Annotated in this window: 13 protein-coding genes and 1 tRNA gene; 5 read left to right on the top strand and 9 right to left on the bottom strand. The window is 38.2% G+C overall.

The genetic code is table 11. The features are described 5' to 3' along the window. Positions 1-70: 70 nt before the first annotated feature. From NYP54_RS05375 to NYP54_RS05360, 4 genes are all read right to left on the bottom strand, one after another. A tRNA-Gln gene (locus tag NYP54_RS05375) sits at positions 71-145 on the bottom strand. A 36-nt stretch (positions 146-181) separates the two neighbouring features. Beyond that, positions 182-1,018, bottom strand: a complete 837-nt coding sequence (gene ispE / locus NYP54_RS05370) for a 4-(cytidine 5'-diphospho)-2-C-methyl-D-erythritol kinase (protein WP_283157482.1) — start codon at positions 1,016-1,018, stop codon at positions 182-184. Further along, entirely contained in the window at positions 1,000-1,644 is a 645-nt protein-coding gene (lolB, locus tag NYP54_RS05365; RefSeq protein WP_283157481.1) for a lipoprotein insertase outer membrane protein LolB, read from the bottom strand. The genes ispE and lolB overlap by 19 nt, the downstream gene beginning before the upstream one ends. A 5-nt stretch (positions 1,645-1,649) precedes the next feature. Then, positions 1,650-2,213, bottom strand: a complete 564-nt coding sequence (locus tag NYP54_RS05360) for a gamma carbonic anhydrase family protein (RefSeq protein ID WP_283157480.1) — start codon at positions 2,211-2,213, stop codon at positions 1,650-1,652. A 117-nt stretch (positions 2,214-2,330) separates the two neighbouring features. On the opposite strand from NYP54_RS05360, the gene NYP54_RS05355 reads away from it, so the two are divergent. From NYP54_RS05355 to NYP54_RS05340, 4 genes are all read left to right on the top strand, one after another. Further along, positions 2,331-3,251: a 2-dehydropantoate 2-reductase gene (locus NYP54_RS05355; protein WP_283157479.1), complete on the top strand. Its 921-nt coding sequence runs from the start codon at positions 2,331-2,333 to the stop codon at positions 3,249-3,251. Positions 3,252-3,302: 51 nt separating this feature from the next. Beyond that, positions 3,303-3,569, top strand: a complete 267-nt coding sequence (locus NYP54_RS05350; protein ID WP_283157478.1) for a DUF1778 domain-containing protein — start codon at positions 3,303-3,305, stop codon at positions 3,567-3,569. Positions 3,570-3,580: 11 nt separating this feature from the next. After that, positions 3,581-4,084, top strand: coding sequence for a GNAT family N-acetyltransferase (locus tag NYP54_RS05345; protein ID WP_283157477.1), 504 nt, complete (start codon positions 3,581-3,583; stop codon positions 4,082-4,084). Positions 4,085-4,228: 144 nt separating this feature from the next. Next, on the top strand, positions 4,229-4,903 hold the full coding sequence (locus NYP54_RS05340) for a pyrimidine 5'-nucleotidase (protein ID WP_283157476.1): 675 nt from the start codon (positions 4,229-4,231) through the stop codon (positions 4,901-4,903). A gap of 182 nt (positions 4,904-5,085) precedes the next feature. On the opposite strand, the gene NYP54_RS05335 is transcribed toward NYP54_RS05340, so the two are convergent. The 3 genes from NYP54_RS05335 to NYP54_RS05325 form a co-directional block, all read right to left on the bottom strand. Further along, complete coding sequence (locus NYP54_RS05335) at positions 5,086-6,060, bottom strand: LysR family transcriptional regulator (RefSeq protein WP_283157475.1); 975 nt, start codon at positions 6,058-6,060, stop codon at positions 5,086-5,088. A 168-nt stretch (positions 6,061-6,228) separates the two neighbouring features. Next, positions 6,229-10,251, bottom strand: coding sequence for a glycoside hydrolase family 18 protein (locus NYP54_RS05330; RefSeq protein ID WP_283157474.1), 4,023 nt, complete (start codon positions 10,249-10,251; stop codon positions 6,229-6,231). Between the two features lie 433 nt (positions 10,252-10,684). Continuing rightward, positions 10,685-15,088, bottom strand: coding sequence for a hypothetical protein (locus tag NYP54_RS05325; protein WP_283157473.1), 4,404 nt, complete (start codon positions 15,086-15,088; stop codon positions 10,685-10,687). Between the two features lie 223 nt (positions 15,089-15,311). Between NYP54_RS05325 and NYP54_RS05320 the strand changes: the two genes are divergently transcribed. After that, positions 15,312-15,806 carry a hypothetical protein gene (locus tag NYP54_RS05320; protein ID WP_283157472.1) on the top strand — a complete coding sequence of 165 codons (495 nt, stop codon included), beginning with the start codon at positions 15,312-15,314 and terminating at the stop codon, positions 15,804-15,806. A gap of 55 nt (positions 15,807-15,861) precedes the next feature. On the opposite strand, the gene NYP54_RS05315 is transcribed toward NYP54_RS05320, so the two are convergent. After that, complete coding sequence (locus NYP54_RS05315) at positions 15,862-21,348, bottom strand: RHS repeat-associated core domain-containing protein (RefSeq protein WP_283157471.1); 5,487 nt, start codon at positions 21,346-21,348, stop codon at positions 15,862-15,864. 86 nt (positions 21,349-21,434) lie between these two features. Continuing rightward, the gene (locus tag NYP54_RS05310; RefSeq protein ID WP_283157470.1) at positions 21,435-22,322 is read right to left on the bottom strand and encodes a hypothetical protein; all 888 of its coding nucleotides are present in this window, start codon (positions 22,320-22,322) and stop codon (positions 21,435-21,437) included. Positions 22,323-22,348: the final 26 nt, after the last annotated feature.

The raw sequence follows: 22,348 nt of genomic DNA, 5'->3' as shown, positions 1-22,348 counted from the left end.
CTTCAATAAAGCAAAACGGGTAATTCTTGATGTTTCTTGTTGAATTTTGAAGAAAAACGATGATGTTTTATGGCTGGGCTGCCAGGATTCGAACCTGGGTATGACGGGATCAAAACCCGTTGCCTTACCGCTTGGCGACAGCCCAATATTGATCGTGAAAACCGCTTAGTTAAGCGGGTTGTCATCGCTCGACAGGTGCAAAGTTTAATGTTTTCACTATCCAACTGTCAACATCTTTTTCTAACTTTTTCTGATTTTGTAAAAGCTGATTGTAATCCGTGCTAAGCAGGTAAAAGCACGCACCTGATCCAGTTAATCTTAGCGCTTGTGCATTGGGTAGTTTTTGTAAATTTTGCCATACCTTTGGGTAAAGCTTTTGAATGACTTCAAGAAAGACATTATCATGCGCTAGTGGGTTAGTGATTTCTCGATGATTTAATAGCGATTTATTCTTATTTAATAAGGGATGGTTAAATAATTCCTGAGTGCTGGCATGAAAGTCAGGCTTGATAATGAGAGCATATTGTTCGATATAAGCTTTAGGCGTTAGTATCTCACCAATCCCCTCTGCCCAAGCTGCTTGTTGCAGTAAAAATATCGGCACATCGGCACCAAGAGTTCGACCAATCTTATGTAGCTGTTCATTAGCAAGATGGCACTGCCATAATCTGTTAAGGGCAATTAGCGTGGTTGCTGCATTGCTACTGCCACCACCTAGACCAGCTCCCATTGGAATATTCTTATCAATATGAATATCGATGCCAGTATGCGCTTTAGCAAAAGGCTTTAAAGCGAGTGCTGCTTTGTAGATTAGGTTATCTTCCTTTTTGCTAATGCTAATGTTGCTAGATAGATTGATTTGATGATCTTCTGTAAATGAAAAATATAGAAAATCTTTAAGATCAATAAACTGAAACCAAGTTTGTAGATTATGATAGCCATTATTGCGCTTGCTGGTGATATGCAGAAAAAGGTTGATCTTGGCATAAGAGGGATAAGTTACGGGTTTAAAAGCCATGATTTAATCACTAGGGTAATTTTTAAATCATCACCATAACGAAATATGATTTTCTCAGCAAGCGGATATTGCGTGTCATACAGCATATAGTCTTTATATTGGATTTGCCAACCTTGCTGTTTAAGATCTTGCATTAGACCAAAGTTGTTAAGTGTTTTGCGATAAGGCACTTGTGGTATATATAAACCACGCGCCCAATAATATAAGCCTTCAATCGGTAAACTCCAGCCAAGTTGTGATTGCATAAGCGCTTCAAGACTTTGTGATTTAATTACTTCACCATTACTACGCTTAAGCTCTACTTGATGATTGTCACCTGAGAAAGTCATAGCACCTATGCCTAATGGTCCATAAATCTGAATCCAGAAATCTTGCTTGTTTTGCTTCCAGATGAAATTAGCAGATTCACCTTTGTGATTGATGATAATGCCAATCACACCAGATGCTTGCCATTGGGTTAGTTTCTGTAGATTTTGCTGATAACTTTGCCATTGTGTTTGTGGCGAGGTCGTTGGCATAAGAGGTGTTTTAGGTGTGCTTATTGTGGTGCAACCTGTTATTAATAAAAGAAAGAAGGTAATCAAAGAATATAAAGCGATAGTAGGAGGAATATGTTTTTTAAACATGGGCTTTAGACCCCAAGCTCTTTTTTATGTATTTGCATGACTTCAGCGTAGTTTTGGGCATTGGCTTTAATATAAGCTTTTTCACTGTCTTTTAATGGGCGAGATTGAGTCGCAGGTGAACCAATATATAAAAAACCTGATTCAAGCGCTTTACCAGGTGGCACCAGAGAGCCCGCGCCAACAATGACATCATCTTCAATAATCGCACCATCCAAAATAATCGCGCCCATGCCGATTAAGACGCGATTGCCGATATGGCAGCCATGGATAACCGCGCTGTGCCCAATGGTGACCTCGTCACCTATGCGTGTATCGTAACCCGTGCCGGGGTTATCAAGAAATTGTGTGGTATGCAAAATCGAGTTATCTTGGATATTTGTTTTATAGCCAATAGTGATATTGAGAAGGTCGCCACGAATACTGACGTGAGGCCACACAGAGCTCATCTTGTCGATAGAGACATCGCCTGTGACGGTTGCCATTGGGTCAATAAATGCCTCTTTAGCAATACTTGGTGTTTTGCCATTAAATGAACGAACGGGCATGGTAATAGTCTTTTGTTTTTGCATGATAAAAGGCAATATATACCCAACACAAACCATTTTCCAGAGTTTCTTGCTTCGCAACTAGGCACCAAATGGCTTGTGGCAGGAGTTAAAAACTAAGCTAGGATAAAAAGGATAATTATGAAGGTAAGTATTATTGGTGTTGGTGCCATTGGTGGATTTATTGCCGTACGCTTACAAAATGCAGGTGTTGCAGTGCAGTTGGTTGTAAAGCAAAAGCCAAAAAATCAACAAGCAGTTGATCTTAAGATCACCGGAGGCATGACGCTTGCTGCAAGTTTTAAGGATATCGTTGATTGCGTTGAGGATATTGATGGCGATCTTATTTTTATTTGCACCAAGTCAACTGCAAATAGTGTGTTATTTGAATCGTTGAAAAATGTGCGCAATAAGTGGATTGTATTGCTGCAAAATGGAATTAATGAAGAGGGTAAGCTCAGACAATGTTTGGATGATAGTAATACAATCGTTGGTGCAATAAGTCATATTAAAGTGAGTAAAAAAGGTAGCGAAATCACATGGCATAATCAGTTATGTAATATCGATTATGCCTATATGCAGCCAAGAGATAATGTAAGTGTTGATCATCTATTGAGTAAGGCTTTTATTGAAGCGAATAAAAAAGAGAGTGTATTGGACTTACGCTTTCATAAGCTACTTGTGAGTGCGCCATGCAATGGTGCATCGGTTGTGTTTCAAGCAGACATGAATGTCTTGGCAAATAGTCCTCAGATTGCGCAGATGATTCGTGAAATTGCGCTTGAGGTAATTAGCGTAGCTCATGCTTATAGCGTTGAGCTTAATGTTGAAGCGATTGATAATCTACTTATTGCCTTAGCTAAGCCTGAGTACAGTGGTGCTTATTTTAGTATGTGGTATGACTACAATGAAAATAAACCGATGGAGCTTGGTAGTATTTATGGGAATGTGCTTGAAATGGCGCGCTTAAAAAATCTACAAATGCCAACACTTGAGCGCTTATATGGACAGTTAATGTGTTTAGAAATGGAAAAGCTAAGTGTTGATCACAATATTGACTAATTAGGTTTGTGAAACTAGAATATCCGTATAATTTACGGATGAGGTGATGTTGTGAGTAAATCAGCACGAATAGAGTTTAAAGTGACAGATGATAGCAAGGCTATTTTTGAGAGAGCAGCTCAATTAATGGGTGTGTCGTTAACTGAATTTGGTGTGCGAGCGATGATGAGCTTTGCTAAGAAGGTTACGACTGAGCAAAACTTAATTAAATTAAGTTTATCACAACAAGAAATTTTTTTTGCGGCATTAGAAAATCCACCCAAAGCGAATGATGCATTGAAAAAAGCATATCAAACATATAAGAAAACCGTGTCTTAGCAGGGTGATTAATGGCAGTAAAGATTGAGTTGTTAACGAAACAAAAAATGTCAGGCATTACATTTGATTGTGGTTATGTGGCATTAAATAACTACATACTTAAGCAAGCTAAACAAGATATGAAAAGACATGTTTGTGCAACGTATATCTTGCAAGATGATTCTTCTTTAGTGGGGTTTTATACGCTTTCATCAACCATCATTCATCTAGATCAGTTATCCAGTATAAATGATGAAATGGCAAAGAAGCTGCCAAAATATCCATACTTGCCGGCAACACTATTAGGTCGATTAGCAGTTCAAAATGAGGCAAAAGGCAAAGGGTATGGTGAGCTACTTTTGATTGATGCTCTGACTCGTGCTTATGACAATAGCGCAGTTATAGGATCCATTGCCGTAATAGTTGATGCAAAAGATCAAATAGCAGAGCGTTTTTATAAACGCTACGGGTTTTTAGCGTTGAGGGATAATCAACTGTTTATCACAATGGATACGATTAAAGGAATATTTGGATAGTTTTTCGTGTCAAAATGTGTTGAATGTAAATGATTCCTCTCGTTTGACTTGGTCATCAGTAGTTGTAAGTTCTTAAAAAGAAACACTGTAAAATGCTTTACAAGTGGTATAAGCTGACACCATAGGAAATAGCTACAACATCTTATGCATTTAGATTTTAAACACTTTGTTTTTGACTTAGACAACACGCTTTATTCGGCAAGTTCGGCATTTTTTGATTTGCAATTACGCAATATGTCGGACTTTATTATTGAAAAATTAAAAGTAACCCGCAAAGAAGCCGATTTTTTGCGTGAAGAATACTATCACAGCTTTGGCACCACAATGCACGGTTTAATGCATCACCATGCGATTGATCCATATGAGTTCTTGGCAGTGATTGATAATGTGCCATTGGAGCGTTTGCGCTTGGATGGTGAACTTTTAGGCATGTTAAATGACTTGAAAGCAAAAGGTAAACACTTATCTATTTTCACGAATGGTTCGCTTTATCATGCGGATCGGGTGATGTCGAAACTATCCCTTAATCAAGTGATTGAAGATGTTGTCACATTAGAGTGCACGGGACTTGTGCCAAAGCCAGATCCTAAAGCCTATCAATTTTGCTTTGAGCGTTTGAATATAGACCCTAAAAAGGCAGTGTTTTTTGAAGACTCATCACATAACTTAATCCCAGCCAAGCAAATGGGGATGGCAACGGTGCTTGTTAATGCTGATGACATGGCGCATGCGCGATTTATTGCGCACCCTGAGATTGATTATTTTGTGCAAGATGTACCGTCTTTCCTAAAAGGGGACTTTTTAGAAAAACGGGTTTAGGAGGTTGTGGAGTTTAATGATGTACCTGATTGGCAAGAAATTTTCAAACAGGCTTTGGCTTTGGATCATGATAAAGATTGGGAACATGTGATTAAGTTGAGTTTTAGTGCTTATTTGGAGTCAATATGCTATCCGGAAAATGAGCATAGATATCGATACGTTGCAGCAAGACGTTGTGGGTTTCAGTGCTGACTATAAACTTGATGTGTTGAATCAATTGTCAAACGTGTTGCAACTTCTTTGATTTTTGAAGCAATGACGCGAGCAATTGCACTATGACTGCTTTGGATATTTTGCAGAATATTATATTCATATTGCACAGAATGATATTGTGGTAGGACTTGTACAATATTGGCATTTTGTAAGTGTGGCATATTAAAGGAGCGTTTAGGACACAAGCCAATACCGTGACCTGCAATAATCATTTGTGGGATTAATGACAAGATATCGACAGTAAGCTTGCCCTTTACCGACACTTTATATTCATTTTTGTATTTATCATAAAATGTCCAAATATTCTTATCCCACATGTTGGGATATAGACAGTTGTGATTAGCTAGCTCTTCTAATGTCTGAGGCATGCCGTGCTCGGCAATATACTCTTCTGATGCAAATAATGCCAAATGGTCATGACAGGATTGCACCAGTTGCCATGCATCTTCTTGGATCAAATGATAATACGAAGATTCCATGAGGATAATATCGTATTGATGGGACATCATCTTAATGGTGTGTGCGTTACTATCCAATGTTGGTAAGGTATAGCTATCAATTTCAAGCGTATAGTTTGGAAACTTCTGACATAGCTCAGGATAAACATAATTAATAAAAAACATACTCATCCCAACAGATAGCAATGCCTTTACGGTATGATTCTTGCTGTCATTTAATGTGTTAGATAGCGCAATATCATCAACAACATGCGAAAGATCGCTATAGAGCTTCTTGGTGCGTTGATAAAGCTCTTGTCCGGCATAAGTTAGCTCAAGTCCTTTATTGCTGCGATGAAAAAGCTTGGTTTTTAAGCTGTCTTCAAGCTTGGTCACCTGACGCAAAATCGTTGTGTGTGTTGTTGAGAGTGCCTTGGCAGCCTCTAAGAATGATGTTTTCTGTACTACGACATTGAAAGTGTATAAATCATTAAAACAACGTGTCATCGTTTTTACCTTTTGCTTAAACCTTGAGTTGCTGGGCATTGTAAAAAAATGCATGTAACTAATAAGGCGCAATAGTGTAATAAAAATGTAAAAGAAAAAGCCTTAAGCAGAGTATTGCTCAAGGCTTTTTTAGTTAAAGTAGGGGCGTACGGCGTACGCCCAGAAGGTTTAGTTGTTGCCGGTGAAGCCATTGATGAAGTTAGTAATCAATGAGTTTTTGGTATCAGTCACAGGAACGTCACCATCAATTGTCCACATGATCGCACCGCCAATACCTTGCTCTTGTGCATAGCGACCGTAATCTTTAGCATCAGCACCGGATGTATAGAAGAATACACTGGTGTTTTTGGCAAGTTTGTTTGCGTAAATATCTTGCCAGTAGCTTGAAATCGTTGCCGGAGTGATATCAAAAAGCCCCGTTGGTTGCGGTGCTTTCAAGCCATTGATAACCGCTGTTGAACCAACATGATAGGTCTTACCATCTTTCTCAACCGTGAAGTCATAAGTTTCCTCTGGTTTTGCAAACTGTAGTAGGTAGCGATTGTTGAAGCTTGATGCACATCGATTGCCGTCTTTTAAGCTTGTACTACAGCTTGCACTGTCTAGATCTCCTGCTAAGACAAAAGAGTCGTCAGCGGTGTAGGTGTTACCAAAGCCATGATTGTTTGCTAAGGTGCTTGGACCATTGATTGCACGCGAGTAAGCAGCAAGTCCCATATTGATCTTTTGCTCATTACCAGGCATTGCCGCTTTAGCTGCTTGCACGGCTAAATCAATTGTAAATTCATTAGGTGCGTCTCCTTCAGGTTGGAACAATGCTTGATTGAAACCTGTTTTACCACCAGATGATTGTGCAACAGTAAAATCATAAGTCATTAAGTTAAGTGATTCTAAATTCTCAATATTTTCTTTACTTAAGACAGAGTCTTTTAAAGCATTAATAATTGCAGGGTCTGCTTGAATCGTTAGTGAGACTTTTAATGCTGCACCAGATTTAATTTTAACACCAGTATGTAATGCTTTAATCACGGCTGCCAATTTATTCCGAAGAAAACCAAAGAAGTCTCTTGTTTTGCCATCGTTTTCGACATCCAAATCGACTTCGGTAATATTAAAGCGATCGGCTAAGGCTTGAACAGAATCTACCAGGTTATCAATATGTTTATTACTACCAAGAGTATAATAGACACCCCAATTGATGGCATCCCAACCACCAATAGAAACAATTTTATCAAGGTCTTTATTGTATTGATCAAGATTAGCAAAGGCATCGAAGTTACCAAAGTTCATATACCACTCTAAATCAAACTTCTTGTCTTTACTCCAAATGGCTGATGGATCAGCTGTGCAAATTCTAAAGTTCATATTTGAAGCGTTACACCAATCGTTATTACCACCTTCTTCCAGTTTGTCACGTTTTAAATCACTCCAAGGGTCACTGAAATGAATAGCACCTAATGGGGCATCTTCAGGCAAACCGACACTTCCGTCATAAACAAATAAGAATGCATAAGCAACCCCTGTTAACTGTTTTACCTTATCTGCCATATCCGTGTTTTGAAGCGCGACAGTTTGTTTGCTACCATCGTCAACTTGGCTACAAGTTGTATCACTTGTTGCTTGATAAATAGGCGCTCCAGTGGCAGGGAAAGCATCTTTACGTGGAATAGGGTATGAGGTGTAAGGAATGGCATGCCCTGGCCCCCCCACTCCGCCAACACAGGAGTTATTACCATAAACACCATAGTTTGTGACATAACCAATTAGTTTTGGCTTTGATTTAGGTGGTGTGGTATCGGGGATTTCAATTCCTTTACCATTAGGGAAAACCGCTGTAGGTGCTATTAATTTATCGTGATCCTGGAGATATACTTGAATCTTACGTCCTGTTTGCGATGGGTTAAGATTTGTCACATAGAGCTCATACTGACCCATGCCATCAAACCAGCCGCACTCCCCATCTAGTTTGTTGCCATTGTTGTCAACAACTGCACAAGTGATACCAGTTTTTAATATTGCTTGATCTTCTTGCGGCACATTCACGGCAGGGACTTTGCTAAGATCTAATGGTCCATTAAAACCCCATGTCTGGCCATTTAATTTAGTTTCATCCCAAAAATCAAAAAACACTTCATTTCTAAATCCTTCATAATCACTGACATCAATGTAAGCGTAACTAGTTGGATAAACTGTCACATGTTCGTACCAGTTAAAATCAGGGAATGCTTCACCTAGTTTAGTCACTGTGTAAACTTGATCATTAAGGGGGGCATTATCATCTTGTATTTGCCATGTAGATGAATCTTTTAATTGGGTTAACTGGATTTGTTTGCCATTGTTTTCAGCAAAGCTTTCAGCTTTTAAACCCGAAGCGCGATTAAAAACTTGTGGGAATTTTACCTGCTTAATCGATTTAGCTATATGTGGATCGTTATCGTTATCTGTTACGATAAAATCAAGAGAGACATCATGCTCATCAATCACAGGGAAAGGAAGATGCTGATTTTTAGTGGTGAGATCATGTGCCTGAAGTTTAGGATCAGTTGTTGAGGCATCATGCGCGGTAATCTTGACACTGAAGCTTGGCATACTGATCTTGCCATCTTTATTGGTGTATTTGTACTCAGGCACCGAAGCAAATATGTCTCTGGTGTTTACTTCAAGACGACAATCACTTCCTGTGACAACAGTATTAGTTTGATCGTCATAAACCTCACAACTGTAATCGACTTGATCCGATGTGCTGCCATCTTCATGAACAACTACGGCTGTTGGCGAGAATACACCCGCAACAGGGTAGTTATCTTTTTCTTGATCTTTACCTTTGGCATTGCCAAATCCAGCTGATTGCTCTGACCATTGGATGATATTCTGCCCGGGTTCATTTGCCCCGATAATGGTTAAATTATTATAACTACGGGTAACATTTGTCCCTTGTTGGGTGAACGTCAGGTTAATGGTGTGTGTTTTAAATATACTATCACCCGTTGCTGTAAATGCTAATACGCCATTATTTAAGCTACAACTCACATTAGGATCCAACTGTCCATCAACAAACGCCTCACAGCTTGCTTTGACATCATCATCTTGTGCATTGACAAATTCATTTCCTGATTTCATATGACCGAAATGGACGTTGATATCGGCAAGTTGAAATTGCCCTTTGTCGTCAAATTGTGCATCACTTGGCCAACTGTTTGCGTTTAGCCAATTGATATAGTCATCCGTATCTACGGTAATAATTGGTTGAGCAGTATCATATTGCGCTTGGATTGAGGTGTTCTTAGTATCGTCTGCTAAATATTGGTAGCTCTTAGCTTGAGCTAATGACTCTTGTCCTTTATCTACTTTGTTGTCAACGGTATAAGTTTTACAAGCTGTTTGATCGTCGTCACCTGCGGCAATAGTTACACTAAATGGATCATCATTAAGTTTTAAACCCTGACGCAAGTTCTGATTCATATCATTTTGTGCATAAAAAACAGTGACGCCCTCATTGTAGTCTCTGGTGATTTCAGCACAAAGTTGCAGTTGTGATCCACTGGCAATCTCTTGATTTGTATCAATTGTATTGTTATTCATGTCGCGTAAAAAGAACTTCACGGGCACTTTGATATTAAGACCATGTGGAATATTATCTTCAGTGACTTCAAAATCCTGTTTGCCATCGATGCTAACCACCTCAAAATGGTGGATACCTGAAATATTGCCGCTAGATTTAATCTTACTCGCATCAAAAGGAATATGTACATAACCATTAGTGTCTGTCATAACATTGATCAAATACGTTTTATTACCTTGATCAATCGCACCTGCTAAAATATTGCTAGTACCCATTTGTGAGGCTGTTTCGCCATCACGCGGGTTTAAGTCTTCTTTGAGCACTAAGGCAAATCCACCATTAGCAGCACCAATGCCGGCAACGCGTTTTAGAGCTTGCTTGTTGATAACAACATCGATGCCTGTGCCTGAGATTTTACCTTCTTCAATGCTGCCACTTGTTGCATTAGGAATGCTGATTTGCACACCAAGCTTTGTTGCCGGTGTTGGTCCCGGCGTTGGCGCAGGCGTGTCACCACCTCCACCCCCGCCGCCACAAGCGCTAAGGGTTAATAACGAACCTAAGAGTAAAGAGGGTAATAGTCCTTTTTTAAACTTGCCCATGGATTTGTCTGTATTTATATTTTTCATTGTTTCTCCGATATGATTAATGATGTGGTTGAACACGTGGGTAGTATGTTTTGTGATCGTTAAATAAGCTGTGAAGTGAATGTAAAATATATGTAAATATCGCTAGTCATAAATATCCTCAACTTCATAAAGAAGGGCAGGGTCGCCATGCTGATTAAACTGAATTTGCTCTTTTACTGCGCACTGACTCTTATTGCACAAAGGAGACTGTTGTGCATTTGCTGTAGTGCTTAAATCACATGCAATAGAGGTTGAATGATTTGTATTTATCATGGTTGATAATAAGTATAATATGCGAAGTAATTTCATCATAACTACGTTTGATTACAGCGTTAAAGATAAGCTTATTGTTGATTAAACGATGCTTTATATGTACCGTTATAACTGCACATTGCTGTGCGAAAAATGATTTATGTTAAATGCAACTTTAAGCTCAAGAAGATGGTGTAATTGAAAGCAATGGACTTGCAAGTAACAGTGTATCTCCATAGGTGTAAGCATTAGCAAATCCGCCATGATTATACTCTGCGGTATAACCAGAGTTGCTTAATTTTTGCCAGCTATTAGTACCATTTTTTTGTATGTATAAGCAAGAACCGCCAATAATAGGATCAGCACCCAGCGCATATAAGTTATTCTCATCATCATGTGAAATGGTTTGTGTAGAAGGGGGCAAACTTATAGTAGTCGCACTCGAGTTCAATAGGTTATAGCGCCACATTGTGTTATCAACTCGTGCGTAAATATAGTTATCTGTTAAATCAATCGAGTAGACTTTTCCAGAAAGTGTTCTTGTGTAGCTTGGGGATACTGTCTGGTTATTATTAGCGCTTAACAATGTATTAACATCAAAGGTTAAAAATGCGCGACGGTATGTGCTTGTAACACCATACTCCCACGAGTCTGCATGAAGTACTAAATACTGTCCATTTGGCGTGACTTTAAACATCTCGGATACTAAGGTTAGGTACGAAGGGTTATCTTTAATCCAAAAGCCAGATGGGTAATTAAAGTTTAGCTTTTTGCAGGTTTGGTTCGTATTGCACACCAATATAACGCCTTGCGCATTGTTGGCATTGACCCCATAGACATTATCGTTCCAACGTGGATAGATGAAATAATCATTGCTATTAGGAATTGTTGCTGATTTGGTAATACTATTAAACCAATTGGTATTAAGACTATCTTTTAATTTAAACCAAGTTTTACCCAAGTCGATGCTTTGCTGTACTGCGCGTGAATTTAAAACAAGTCCGCTACCGGGAGCTCCAGAAATACTACTTACTTCATTTGAAGTTAAATTGTTCATATTCTGAACTTTGTATAAATATTTAAAGCCATTACTATCAACGCCTGTATAGTTATCTTGAGGGTAAAAAGTATAAAGCAGTTGGCTAGGGTTGCTATTGTCATATCTCAGTAGTGCAATTTGACCATCACCAAAGCTGCGCATATTTAAAATTCTTCCTTCTTGCCTAAACTCTGGTGTTGAGAATAAGACGCTTAATGGCTCAGAAGATAATCTATCTGAAATATTTTTGATTGAGGCTTGTGTGTTATCAAAAAATCCATACTGGAAAATATCCCAATAGTGCGGGGTATATAAAAAGGTTTTTGCCATGAGCGTATAATTAGCTGTGATAGGCAGTTTCTGATCGGCAGTTGCCGTAATTGTAATACTTGTTGTTTTGGGTTGAGAGGCATCAAAGCTTTTAGGCGTGTAGTAATAATATGAGCAGGATTGACCTGATAAAAGGGTATCTGCGCAGCTATCTGCCATCGCACGCGCCTTGATATAATTATTACCAGTAAATGAGTTCGTTAAGCTAACGTTGCTTGAATCATCATTATGCACATTAAGCTTAATGGTGTTTGGATGATTTTCGTTATATTGCGTATCTTCACTTATCGTAATACTTGATGGAGGGACCACATAAAAGCTTTTTGAGGTCACATTATCAATATTAGATGTGATATCCGGTGTGATATTAATTTTATACTCACCAGATTGTACTGCTTGAGATTTATTGATGGTAAATGTTTTATCACCGTGAGCAGGAATAATCGTGTCAATGACGTTTTTAGTAGAAAAACCACTGACTGCTTGGTCAGTCGTATCACTAAAGCCATACTGCGCTTTTGTAATATCAGCATCAAAGGGACTCGTATTTGTCACAAGGACATCGATATCTTGTAGCGTGTTCTCACGGAAGTAATCCGTTGGTGTATTTGTACCAAGATCTTTTAAGACAAGGGATAATGAGGCATTTGGGATTGTTACCTCATGGTTGAGTGTAAACATATTGCCATCTTCTTTATTCCCAAAGTAATAGGATAAAGATAGGGTGTTTGTAGTAATTCTTGATGCTTTGGCTGATGCGCTCACTTCTAAGGTTACATGACAGCTTTCATCATGCAAAAGGGTCGATAAATGGCAGGTCTCACTCTTGAGGTTAACGCCATCAGGTAGTTGCGTTGTATCAACCTGCTCAATTGTCACTGCTTGAGCGTCATTATTGGTCAATGTGTAGGTGTAATCATCTGGTTTATCAATTGGTTTATCAATGATGAAACTCGTCCCTTCATTCACATTGATATAAACAGGTTGTGGAATAATATTCTCTGCCGTAATTAAAATAGCAGGCGTGTCAGTGTTTTCTAAGTGACGAATATCATCAGCAGTAAACAAAGCACCTGCTTTAAATGAAATTACAAATGTTTGTGTTTGCTCAGGTAATAATTTATTGATGCTCAGGGTTGATTTATCAATATCTACTAATGGCAAAACTGTATCAGCAACGATAAGTGTCAGTTGATCAATATCTTTGACATCGCCTTGACTTCCTTTATGCGTAACCGGAATGGTAATACTTTTTGGTGCTGATTGATCACTTAAAACAGCAGCTGTTGAAATATCAGCATAAGGTGCATCGATAAGCTGGACATTGGTTTTAAGTGCAAGTGTGAGGGTGTGTGATACTTCGGTACTGCTATTATTGTTACGAAAGTTAAGCGTAAATTGCCCATTACCTGAAAGCAATGAATCAGTTTCGATATTGATTTGGCAAGACTGATGAGGTGCTAGCACATCACAGTTATTGTTGGTGATTTTTACACCTTGAGGCAGTTGATCTTCACTGATGGAGATGATTTTATAACTGTCATCGGGGTCATTATTGGTTAGCGTGTATTGATAGCTTTTGCTTGGTAAAAGGGTGGTGTCTCCGGCAATCTCAAGACTGCTACTATAGCGAAACACTGGGGTAATACTAATACTATCACCTGTGTTTGTGTCATTGGCGACCACTTGGATCAGTTGAGTTTGTAAGTTGTTATTTAGCGCATCCGCAAATACCGTTAGCGCATTATCATCTTTAAAAGTTAAGGTAAGTGTTTTTGTGCCACCTAAATCAAGTGAAAAGCTTGGCGTTTCAGAGTCAATATAGGGCTTTAGGTCATCCACAATTTGAAAATGTATATTTGCCAAAGCATTGCCAACAAAGTTGCCATTGGGCAGTTTAGCAATACCAATGTTTTGAATGTCGAACTGTGTCTTATTTCCTGCAAAGATGTTATGGGGAATGTTATTGTCTGTGATTAAACGGTTACCACCAAGAATATTGATGGGTGTGATGTAATCGTTTGGCTGATACGAAAATCCTTGCTGATGATAGGTGATATACCAAGGAATAGTAGTACTAACCTTAATAGATGAATCAAAAAGTAGTTGGCAGGCTGTATTCGCAGCTAGCGCTTTAATGTTATCAGTTAAATGATAAAAACAGCTATTTTCTGACACAGTATTAAATGCAAGCTCAGGTTTATCTAAAAATGCGCTAAAGTCAACATTAAACGCATTAGCGGAGATATTGCTAATTGTGCCCAAATTAATACTAGGCTTATAATCACCGGCGGAAGGCAAGTGTGTAATCGAGTCTTGTCGAGTAATATTAAGCGGAAGTTTAACCTCAATATTTGGCGTAATACTGTGAGAGTTGCTACCCATAATTTGCAGTGCATTTAATGATTGATTGTTGTTAAGTGCGGATATCAACAGGTCAATTTGTTTACTGGATAAATTCGCTTTTGGTTTTAACCATAGCGGTGTTGATAGTGTCTCATCTGGTGCCAAGGTGGTGTAATCAATCAGCCTTGAGTTATTGATATCAATAAGATCCGCTAAGGTGATAGCAGCACCATCTAGTTGACCGATTGTTTTAGTGGTATCGATAATGATCTGAGGGGTGTTTATATAGTTCTTACCAGTATTTTTTATATCAAGCTGAATGTCCTCTGGCATAATGGCACTTACTGCTTGAGTAAGTGCTATTGTACTCATATTTGTCGTCGGTTTATCGACTTTTTGTCTATCAATCGCAATACTGAGCTTTTCACCTGAGGCAAAATGAATATTAAGCCCCGGAGTACTATTTTGTAGAGATTGCAAAGAAGCTTTTTGTGCTACGTTCACAGATGGCAACTCATGTAAGTATACATAGCAACTTCCAGTTCGCGCTGCCAGTACTAAACCACTGCGACAGCTATTGATTTCTGTCGTATCCAAGACATAATTGTTGTCAGAGAAATCAAAGGAGCTAATGACCTGATCTTCATTGCCAATATTTTTGATCTCATAGATATAACTTGCACTAAGTCCCAATATACTCTCTTTTGGATTCGTTTCGCTAGCACTATAGGTTAGATTGGTAATAGGTATCGGTGTTGGCGTTGGTGAAGGTGAAGGGGTGTCTGAGGAACCACCGCCTCCACCTCCCCCGCAACCGGCAAGTGTTAATGATAATAACAAAATGATTTTGGGTAAGGTTTTCTTTTTCATAATTGCCTCAAAAATGGTTATACAGCATGGTTATGTTTTAACCGTTATTATTTAATAAATACGTTCTTTTTGTGTACAAATGTTGATGCACAACGCTGTGCATTAATATTTCAGATAGAAATTCTGTAAAATGATTAACGAACGGTATATGACTTGCATTTTTATATTTTATCGCTAACCTCAGATAAGCTTTTAAGGATTAAACAGACAAGGAGACCTAAATATGATCAAGAGCAAAATAATAAAACTCGCCGGCTTAAGTATCTTTTTGATTGGTGCTAGTGCTTTTGCCAACGATATGCCACAAGCAACTCGCTTGATGCTTGATATTAACTCGACACCCCAAAATCCAACGACTTTTCATTGCACCGTTCAATTTCCTGAGAAAAATTACAATCCAAGTTATTCAGATCGTATTGTGATGATGAATTACGGACAAATGATCAAAGGTTTTGGAAATAATGAAGCCAATGATCTAAAGAGCATAGATCGAGGCAGATTACTGACAACATCTAAAGTTCTAAATAATATATATTTTGAAGCATACCATGACCCATCTGCATTTTATAAAGAGATTCCTGGATTTGTTGATGTGATGGTGGGTGTGCCTGATGCGAAAGTTAGTTGTACTAAAGGGAAAGGTAAGCGCATCTCTAACTTACTTGGTACTAAACCAACTGAAAATGAGCGCTTATTAGTTGAGGGGACATTTGGCTAAAGGCATAGTGCTTTGTCTAAACTATCAACCAATCATTAATTCTCAAGAAAATTGTTTATTCAATATTATCAATATCTGAAAAACTAAGATTGCCACCTTTGTATGACTGATCTAGGAAAGAATAATTAGAGTCATTATCCATCATCCCTTGTGTTTCAGATATTTCTTTAATTGATTCAACTTTAGATTCTGAACTTTCTGTTAATGAAGCTGAACTGGAGCTTGGTTGAGGTTGGTAGTCTCCAATCGCTTCGTTGATATCCGCTAACGTAGCTTTAGATAATCCAAAATTTCCTAGCCGTCTTAGCGCTGTCCCTTTAAATGAACTTGTACCGATATTATATTTATTTGTTCTTTTAAATAACCATCTATCAAGCTTTACCCATATACTTTTATCCTGATAAGCATTGTTATACTTAAAGTCAATGCCCGTGGCTTTTGAATGAATATAACCTTTAGCAATTTCTTTTAATGGGAAAACAAGAGGACCTACCAATACAGTCCATACTGTATTGTTAGCTATAGATTTAGCATAAGCTAGACTCCGTATTTTAACTTTAAACGAAGCAGTTGAAAGCTCGCCAAATTCAGCACCAGGATATGATCCTGCAAGTATCATAGCTGTTTCGGTTGTTAGACTACCTAGGGACTGTGCCATATTGTCAGTGTTACCATTAATTCCTGATTGTATTGAGTTTTTAATACTTCCAACAAGCATTGTTCTATCGACGGCATATTCAAAAGAACCGACGTTATTGCCAGCGCCTAGCCCCCAAGCAAGATTACCAACAAAACCAATAGATGAATGCGCAACGCCTTTGAAATATTCACTGGCACCATCAACCCAATGCCAATTCATATTCGTGTCAAGACTCCCTCCTGCAATTCCAATGATTGGGTTTAAAAAACCGGACAAGAAAGCCAGACCAGCGTTATTGCCTGTAGGATCAACATAGGCGACACCATTACCCAAAGCATAAGCATATTTGTTCATCGGCGCTAATGCCTCATCTCGCTGAATAAAGCGTTGAATAGCAGGGTTATAAAAACGCACACGATTATATTGAAGCATACTTTCTTGATCAGTATAAGCAGAAGCATAGCCCCAAGGATTATAAGAAAGGGTTAATATATTATCTTGATTTGATGTAAGTACAGGCAAGACGGATAAATCAGATAATTGAATACCATAGCTATCATAATAATTAACAGATAATTTATCATTTTCTAGTGTTGCATTAATATCTTTGTGATCGCCTAATAAGATCTGATCGTGTGACTGAGCATTATCATCTTCATACATACGAATATAGCGTTGATCACCATTGATAAGGTAACTAGCTGTTTGTGGTTTTTCTGTATTTGTAACCAATACCTCGTTAATAAGTTGTGGAATCTGACTGTTATCATAGTAATAATGAATCGTTTGCTGATTAATGATTTTTTGACTACGCATACCATTGGCATTATAGGCATACGTAGCAGTTATTTTTTTAGAGTTATCTGCAAAACTAACCAGTTGCTTTTCATCGTCATAGGCAAATGTTTGATGATGAATAGTATCTGAAATCAACTCACCATTGATGTCATATTGATAATCCTGAGAGGATTGAGGTGATAACAAGCAGCTGCTTAACTCCCCTTGTGAGTCACGCTCACAAATTAAACGATTGTCTTTGTCATAGCCGTAGTAAATGGTTGCTTTTGTTAAACCATCTTCTTTTGTTAGAATATTGATATTTGCATCATCGTAAGTATACAAAGTATCTTCTGTGAGAATCCCTTTGGCATCAGTTGTGCGTGACTCAAGAATCTTCCCTAACGCATCTAATGTATAGTTTTGTACAATATTGTTGTCGCTATCACGGTAGTAATAATCTTTTTCAATCACAAAACCGGTTTCAAGGTCATATTTATACTCAATAGCTTGCTGTAAACCATTATGATCTGAAATACTGAGCGTTTTCAACTTTCCTGATAAATGTGGGTTATCAGTAGTTTGGTAATAGACATAAGTTTCAGTCAAATCCCCATCTAAAGTGATTTTGGCGATTTTCCCCACTTGCGTTGGATCTTGTGCTTTAAGTGGATTAATACTGTTATCCCCTACGTAGTTAAAGCTTAGCTGATGTTTTTGACCATTAGCACCTTGATAGACAATTGAGGTAATCGGAAAGTTATCAGCTGTTGCCAGTGGTGTATCGCTATAATAATAGGTTTCAGTATTCCCTGCGACATCCGTTTGTGTTTTTAAGCGATTGTATTGATCATAAGTATAACGAATCGAGTGAGATCCAGCATCACCCAAATGACAGTTTTCGCTATCACAATAAGTAATTGCAGTTAATTGATTTCCCTGTTGCACATTCGAATATTCATAGTGAATATGACTTGATACTTCGCCATCTACTGCTTTTATTACATCGGATACTTGGTAGCCTTCAGCAGAATCAGGCGCATAATAATCATAGTGATAATTTATGGTGTGTTTCCCGTGAATCGTTTTATCAGTTAGACTATCTTGCACGTTATAATGATATTCAGTCATAACCCCTGCATAATCTGTTGTTTGAGCGACCTGTCCCTTGGGATCGTAAGTATAGGTTTTGATTTGATTATTATTATTCTTTAGAGTTGTTAATTGCCCAAAGCTATTGAAACTTGATAGCTCTGAAGTTGCTTGGTACTTGCCAACCATTACTTGTTTAGATAAAAGGTTACCTAATAAGTCATATTCTTGATGCGATGTGACATTGACTTTTAATTGACCTTCTTGATAAAAATTCACCATATGATCTGTGAGTTTATTGAGCAAATCATATTGATTCGTAGCACTGAATAGTAATTGAGTCTGGTCATTAACGTTTAGGGTGCTTTGTTGTGCAAGGGTTTGACCTAATGCGCTAAGAGTTATGTTATTTGAAGTTAGTGATTTGTTATAGTTTGACGTATAAGCATCACTGCGAGTTATATCTCCATTATCTGTAAAATAAGACTTACGCATGAGCTGATTGTTATATGCGCTTGCTATTACTTGATTAATTTGATCACTCTCTTGGGTGTTTTTATTCACAAGTTGACTTGATGTGTCATCGTACATATTACTACGCTTTATACCAAAATATTGGCGTGTAGTGACCATTTCCCCTTTGGGGTTATATTCATATGTCGTTGTTATAGCATCTTGATCTGCTGCTGCGGCTTGACCATCAAAATGCTGTGAATAATTAATTTCTGAAATCTTTCTTAAGGCGGCATCATAGATAATCTCATTGAGCAGCTGCCAATGGACGCCATCTGTGTAACCCCCTATGTTTGTATAGGATTTCCATGGATTTCCTAAGCCGTCAAAAACTTGCTTTTGACAGACTCCTGAAGCCTCAATATCACCTTGAGTACTAAGATGCAATGGATTTGTACAAGACTCAACATAGTTATCTTCATCGACATTGCCAAATCCGTAAAAATGATCTACTTCATTACCTGAATTATCAATCGACTTGGTCAATCTGCCCAAAATATCATATTGGTTAAGAGAGCTTGTTGTTGGCTTTTCATCTGCATCAAAAGGTTCGCTTTGGCTTAGGATTGAGCCATTTCTATAATCCGTTGTTTGAATGGATGAAATACGACGATCATCAGCTTGACTCGTTGTCGTGGTTGTTAAGGTCTTATCCTCTTGATTGTAGCTATAGCTATAATCTACTTCAGTCGACTGTATACCAGAATGATCTTTGGTTGCCCATTGTGATATTTCTGATTTAACTAAAGTAGGGAAGTTATCATTGATGTTGAGCTCTTTACTTTCCCCGACATTATAAAATGACTCGCGTGTAATACGCTCAGCAGTTAACTGACTACCGGAAATATCATTACTGTAACCCGTCTCTTCATATACTTTATTGCCATACTGATCCGACTGTGTTAGATGATATTGGTATTGTTGAGCATTAGATAGTAATGGGTCATAGTGAATAATTAAGATTTCTCCCTTGGAGGCATCTTTATCATAGCTATAGTAATAAGCAGTTTTATCTTTGAGTTGATAACTACCCTTGGATTGATCATAACGTACTTGTAGTGTTGGAAGACCATAGTCATTATATTCAGAATGTAAAAAGCTAGTGCGCGTATTTCCATTATCAATAAAATAGCTAAAGTGATTACGCACTTTTGCATAATTACCTGAGCTTTGAAGCTGTTGATAACTCGGGAAATCATAGGCATTTGCTTGATCGTTAAAAGAATCAGAGGTACTCTTTGCGGATGCGTTAAGTCCCTCATAATAACTTTTATCGGCGCTTTGCAAAACCCAGTTATTTGTAGCTGGATCTTTATAATAATGCTTTACTTCAATCGGTAAGTGTAAGTGGTTGTATGTGGTAACATCCTGCTGATAAATTCCATTGGCACCGCTTTGCTGGATTGATTTGTAGGTGTACGTATTATCACCATCTTCAAGTGTTAAGTCCTTATGGTTGGCGTTATTTAAGCCATAGTTCGGGAAACCTGAGAAATTGGTTTGTTTACTTGTGCTGTAATCATAGTTTATAACCTGAGGAACACTCCCGGCATTTAGGTAACGCTTTACTGCAATCACCACTGGCAAATAAGTTGCTGTAGACAAAGTACAGCTTGAGGTATTACATGCAGGTATTCCATCTTGATTTTGACTGTAATCAATTTCTATTTGTCCACCTGTTGGTAAGGTCATACTATTAAGATACCCAAGACTGTTATAGCCTATGTTTGTACGTTTACCTTCAGCATCTTGGTAATTGCTTAAATTGCCGTCATTGTTCACAGAAAGGATTGATGTTGAACCATCAGGACTTGTAACTTTATAATAGCTAGCATCCGGGTAATAGCTTAAGCGATGCTCTAATCCTCTGGCATCGATCACATCTAACACCACTGACTCATTCGCATTGCTTGTGCCATCAATAAGTGCTTTTCCAAAACTATAGTAACTCATTTGATTGTTGTTATCTGATACACCAATTAATTGACCATTACCATCGTAAAAGTAGTGTTGTGTTCCACTAGGTGTTGTTAGGCTAATCCCTGTAACCAGCTCAGAAAAATACTTTCTAGACAGAGGATCACTCTTTAGCGCAATACCTGTAGAAAAGTGCTGATAGGATTTGTCTTTGGCTGTGTAATAGCGTAAGCCACTACTATAAGTGTCATCAATGATGTAGTGTGTACCATCTGGTAGATAAAGCGTTTTAACTGGATTTTGATCATTGCTTATTTCAATTGAACTCATTGTGCTAAAGCGCCAGCCTTTAGGCAGGTGATAACTCGCAAATCCGGCACTTAGACCTTGATAGTTTAATGACAGCATAGCGGATTGTGAAAAATCAATCATCGCACTTAGCTGACCTGTTTCAGGATTCACATTAATACCCAGAGCACTGGCGTTATTATCGGATTGAGAATTCGTAATGCCACTGGGACTGGTCGCTGTGAAAACTGGTGAGGACATGCCGTAGCTTGTCAATAATAGTGTAGTGAGTAATGATAGCTTTAACTTAGTCATTTGCGTAGTTCACCTTTTATGAGAGATTTAAAAACGAACGAAATATAGCACATAAATAAACCGATAAATTATGTTTTACATTTATTTTACATTAGTAAAAGTGGCTGCCCTTGAGCCATATTAATTGCAATACCGGCATTATTAACACTCATAATGCGCACTAGTGGGTTGACATTTTTATCCATAGCGTTATCAGTGTCATAGTTGGATACAGTTTCAAGAGGTGGGGTGCACTGATACGTAATATTGGAGCCACTGCCTGTATAGTAGCCACCTTTTTGAAGTAATGTGTCAATCGTGTTATATGTATAACCATCCGGTGCATCACTACTGACATAACCTGGCCACATAATATAGTATGAATTATTGCGCTGATAAGCACCTGTAGCGCGCGCAATCGCCATCTTATTTCCCCATGCCTGAGACCAATTACTCCATGATGAATCACTGCCAATAGAAAAAGATGCAATACCAAAATTATACCATCCATTATTAGAGCCATCATTTCTATCATATTTTTGCATCCAACTTGTCCCGCCTGTACCTGACTGATAGTCAATTTGAACATAGCTTTGACCGTAAGCTGATTCAGAGGGGCTAACATTTAGTGCAGATAATGTAAAATAGTTATTATCATTGCCCTCAGTATCTTGCAAAACATAGCCGGTTGCTTTCGGTGGCAAGTTAATCAAGACATCGGTGGAGTGAATAGATGCAAAGCGGGTGTCAGTAGTCCCTGTATACATTCTTACATCAGCCCATTTATCTGTGCCAATTGCCTTATGTACCCAGTATGCTAAAGGAATGCTTAATGGGTTAACATAATTCACCATAGGGTAGCTGGCCGTCATTAAATCACTACTAATTTGACATCCATAGTTTGCACTATCGCCAGAGGCTTGCGCGTTGTTTATAACGCTTAGCGCCGCAATCGAGATTAACGTTGACAATATTATTTTTTGTACTGTTTTCATAACATTTACCTATTTCTTTTAAATGA

Source organism: Cysteiniphilum sp. QT6929 (assembly GCF_030035755.1).
Lineage (GTDB): Bacteria > Pseudomonadota > Gammaproteobacteria > Francisellales > Francisellaceae > Caedibacter > Caedibacter litoralis.
The sequence above is the reverse complement of the archived record's forward strand: the minus strand, read 5'-3'. Positions and strand labels throughout refer to the sequence as shown.

Excerpts from the sequence above, each read along its gene's own strand:
- ispE (WP_283157482.1), bottom strand. The coding sequence starts at position 1,018 with ATGGCTTTTAAACCCGTAACTTATCCCTCTTATGCCAAGATCAACCTT.
- lolB (WP_283157481.1), bottom strand. The coding sequence starts at position 1,644 with ATGTTTAAAAAACATATTCCTCCTACTATCGCTTTATATTCTTTGATT.
- NYP54_RS05360 (WP_283157480.1), bottom strand. The coding sequence starts at position 2,213 with ATGCAAAAACAAAAGACTATTACCATGCCCGTTCGTTCATTTAATGGC.
- NYP54_RS05355 (WP_283157479.1), top strand. The coding sequence starts at position 2,331 with ATGAAGGTAAGTATTATTGGTGTTGGTGCCATTGGTGGATTTATTGCC.
- NYP54_RS05345 (WP_283157477.1), top strand. The coding sequence starts at position 3,581 with ATGGCAGTAAAGATTGAGTTGTTAACGAAACAAAAAATGTCAGGCATT.
- NYP54_RS05340 (WP_283157476.1), top strand. The coding sequence starts at position 4,229 with ATGCATTTAGATTTTAAACACTTTGTTTTTGACTTAGACAACACGCTT.
- NYP54_RS05335 (WP_283157475.1), bottom strand. The coding sequence starts at position 6,060 with ATGACACGTTGTTTTAATGATTTATACACTTTCAATGTCGTAGTACAG.
- NYP54_RS05330 (WP_283157474.1), bottom strand. The coding sequence starts at position 10,251 with ATGAAAAATATAAATACAGACAAATCCATGGGCAAGTTTAAAAAAGGA.
- NYP54_RS05325 (WP_283157473.1), bottom strand. The coding sequence starts at position 15,088 with ATGAAAAAGAAAACCTTACCCAAAATCATTTTGTTATTATCATTAACA.
- NYP54_RS05320 (WP_283157472.1), top strand. The coding sequence starts at position 15,312 with ATGATCAAGAGCAAAATAATAAAACTCGCCGGCTTAAGTATCTTTTTG.
- NYP54_RS05315 (WP_283157471.1), bottom strand. The coding sequence starts at position 21,348 with ATGACTAAGTTAAAGCTATCATTACTCACTACACTATTATTGACAAGC.
- NYP54_RS05310 (WP_283157470.1), bottom strand. The coding sequence starts at position 22,322 with ATGAAAACAGTACAAAAAATAATATTGTCAACGTTAATCTCGATTGCG.